Origin of the sequence: Brevundimonas sp., from assembly GCF_036402095.1 — a bacterium.
Classification (GTDB): Bacteria; Pseudomonadota; Alphaproteobacteria; order Caulobacterales; family Caulobacteraceae; genus Brevundimonas.
Genome location: NZ_DASWTO010000019.1, coordinates 1 through 2875, shown reverse-complemented (window position 1 = coordinate 2875; position 2875 = coordinate 1). Strand labels below are relative to the sequence as shown.

Annotated in this window: 4 protein-coding genes; all 4 read left to right on the top strand. The window is 68.6% G+C overall.

What is annotated here, in order from left to right:
* A partial coding sequence (locus tag VGD32_RS01530) for a S1 RNA-binding domain-containing protein (protein WP_331030140.1) occupies window positions 1-541 on the top strand: 541 nt, incomplete at its 5' end.
* A 494-nt stretch (window positions 542-1035) separates the two neighbouring features.
* Window positions 1036-1323, top strand: coding sequence for an integration host factor subunit beta (locus VGD32_RS01525; RefSeq protein ID WP_331030139.1), 288 nt, complete (start codon window positions 1036-1038; stop codon window positions 1321-1323).
* Window positions 1323-1736, top strand: coding sequence for a large-conductance mechanosensitive channel protein MscL (gene mscL / locus VGD32_RS01520; protein ID WP_331030138.1), 414 nt, complete (start codon window positions 1323-1325; stop codon window positions 1734-1736). The genes VGD32_RS01525 and mscL overlap by 1 nt, the downstream gene beginning before the upstream one ends.
* Before the next feature lie 503 nt (window positions 1737-2239).
* The coding region (locus VGD32_RS01515; protein ID WP_331030137.1) for a hypothetical protein at window positions 2240-2875 on the top strand (636 nt) is incomplete at its 3' end.

Below are 2875 nucleotides of genomic sequence, written 5' to 3'. Positions count from 1 at the left end.
CGGCCTCGACAACGACATCGACGGCATGGTCCACCTGTCGGACCTCGACTGGAACGTCTCGGGCGAGGAAGCCATCCAGCGCTACCGCAAGGGCGAAACCGTCAAGGCCAAGGTGCTGGACGTCGACGTCGAGAAGGAGCGCGTCTCGCTGGGCATCAAGCAGCTCGGCGGCGATCCGATGGAAGGCGACGCCTTCAAGAAGGGCCAGCAGGTCACCGTCACCGTGACGGCGGTGGAGACCGGCGGCATCGAGGTCAAGTTCGGTGAAGAGGACGCTCCGGCGACCGCCTTCATCCGCAAGTCCGACCTGTCCCGCGACCGCAACGAGCAGCGCACCGAGCGCTTCTCGGTCGGCGACCGCGTCGACGCCATGGTCACCGGCATCGACAAGGCCTCGCGCCGCGTCTCGGTGTCGATCAAGGCCCTGGAGATGAAGGACGAGCAGGCCGCCATCGAGCAGTTCGGGTCCTCGGACTCGGGCGCCTCGCTGGGCGACATCCTCGGCGCCGCCCTGCGCGAAAAGGCCGGCTCCAAGGAGTAGGCCTTCGCTTCAGAGCGAATGAACAGGGGCGGCCGGAGATCATCCGGCCGCCCTTTTTCTTGGCTGTGTTTCCGGCGGGTGTTGGCGGAGCAGGTTCCACTGGCTTTCGTGGCCATGCTGAACTCTTACCCGCTCGTCATGGCCGGGCTTGTCCCGGCCATCCATACGCGCGGTCGGAAGCCGGCGGCCCGCTCGCGTCAGACCTTCCCCCGGCTGAGTCTATGGATGGCCGGGACAAGCCCGGCCATGACGGGATGCGGGAAAGAGCCCTTTTCGTATCGGTCGGCTTCGTCGTCGGTATCGTTCTGGCTGGCCGGGCCGCCGCCCTGCCGCCTTCGCTGGCCGCCAGGGGGTGAGGTAAACGTCCAGTAACCGACATTTCCGGCCTCTGGCCCTTTTGCGCCGGGCGGGTGGGCGCTAAGGTAGGGATTGCATTCGGGTTTCGGATGCACCCGTATGGCTCTGGGAAGGGCTTTGGAGGGCGGGGGCCTGACATGATCAAATCCGAGCTGATCGAGAAGCTGGCGGCCGAGAACACCCATCTGACCCACGCCGAGGTCGAGCGGGTCGTCAATATCGTGCTGGGCCGGATGGTCGAGGCGCTCGGGGACGGTGGTCGGGTCGAACTGCGCGGTTTCGGGGCCTTTTCGGTCCGCAGCCGGCCTGCGCGCGCGGGCCGCAACCCGCGCACCGGCGAAACCGTCGACGTCCCCGCCAAGGCGGTGCCCTTCTTCAAGAGCGGCAAGGAACTGCGCGAGCGGCTGAACGCCTCCGACGCCTGATGGGCCTCCTCACCGAATTCAGGGAATTCGCCGCCCGCGGCAGCGTCGTCGACCTGGCCGTTGGCGTCATCATCGGCGCCTCGTTCGGCAAGATCGTCACCAGCCTGGTCGACCAGGTGATCATGCCGCCGGTCGGCCTGCTGCTCGGCAAGGTGGACTTCTCGAAGCTGGAATGGGTCCTGGTGCCCGAGAACCCCGCCACACAGGCGGTCGAGAAGGTCGCCATCGGCTATGGCGCCTTCATCAACACCCTGATCCAGTTCCTGATCGTCGCCTTCGTGGTCTTCCTGCTGGTCAAGGCCATCAACCGCCTCCGCCGCGAACAGGCCTCCGCGCCCGAGGCCCCGGCGGCCCCCACCCCCACCGAAGCCCTCCTCGCCGAAATCCGCGACGAGCTGAAGGCGCGGCGGTAGGTCGACCGCTCACCACCACCACCACCCCCGTCACCCTCGGGCTTGACCCGAGGGCCAGACCGTCCGGTGCTGCGTCGAGGGTCGCGCAGCCCGCGCCCGCAGGGCCGTCGCCAGGGCACAGCCCGGTCCCGCCTCTGATCCTCGGGTCGAGCCCGAGGATGACGGGAGGAGGAGTTCAGGGAAGGAATTTATTCCTCGCAATCCCTTGACCGCCGGCGGCCCTTCCCCATGTCAGTCCAGCTCGGCCTCACGGCCGGGCGGGTCTTTGAAATCGTGGTTGTGAGGCGCGGCGGCTGCAGCGGCGTCATGGACGCTTCGGGCGATGTAGACTCTGCCGACTCTGCCCCCCTTCTTTCGCCGGGCCGGCGCCGACCCTGCCGATTCCGCCACCCCTTTTCTCCGGTTTCACCCGGGTAAAACTCCCCGGCGGGGACGAATCCGATTCCCGTTTGACTCTTCGTTCCATGCGGAACAAATAGTGAACATTCAGCTTCTGAATGATCATGAACCCGTCTCCCATCCTGTCGCAGGACCCGTTCCCGGAGGCCGCCGCGCCCCTTGAGGAGGCGTGCGCCCCCGCGCCCCGCGACGTGGCGGCCACCCTGCTGTTCGCCCTGTCGCGGCGACGGCGAGGGGATGAGCGGCCGGTGCTGGTGACCGCGCCCCGGGCATGGTTTGTGGAATACGGCCGTCCCTACGGTCCGGGGATCGCCGGAACGCCGTTCATCCTCGCGCCGGTCTCCACCCTCGCCGAGGCCCTGTGGGCGATGGAGCAGGGGCTGCGTTCCGGCGCGGTGTCGCTGGGGCTCGGCGCCGTCGAGGGGGCTACGCTGGCCCAGACCCGCCGGCTCGATTTCGCGGCGAAACAGGGCGAGGCCGTCGGCCTGATCCTGTCGCGCCGGCTGGACGGGCTCAGCGCCGCCCGCCGCCGCTGGCGCGTCTCGGTCCAGCCCAGCGCCGTGGACCCCGAGGACGACCGCGCGCCCGGCCCGGCCCGCCTTCTCGCCGAACTGACGCGCGGGCGGGGCGAACGGCCCGGCGCCTGGATGCTGGAGCAGGATGATGAGACGCATCGTCTCCGTCTGGCTGATCGACTGGCCGATCTCGGTCCGCCGTCGATCGCTGGAACGGGCGCGCCG

Bases quoted from the DNA above. Each gene is read 5' to 3' on its own strand.
- VGD32_RS01525 (WP_331030139.1), top strand. From the start codon at position 1,036: ATGATCAAATCCGAGCTGATCGAGAAGCTGGCGGCCGAGAACACCCAT.
- mscL (WP_331030138.1), top strand. From the start codon at position 1,323: ATGGGCCTCCTCACCGAATTCAGGGAATTCGCCGCCCGCGGCAGCGTC.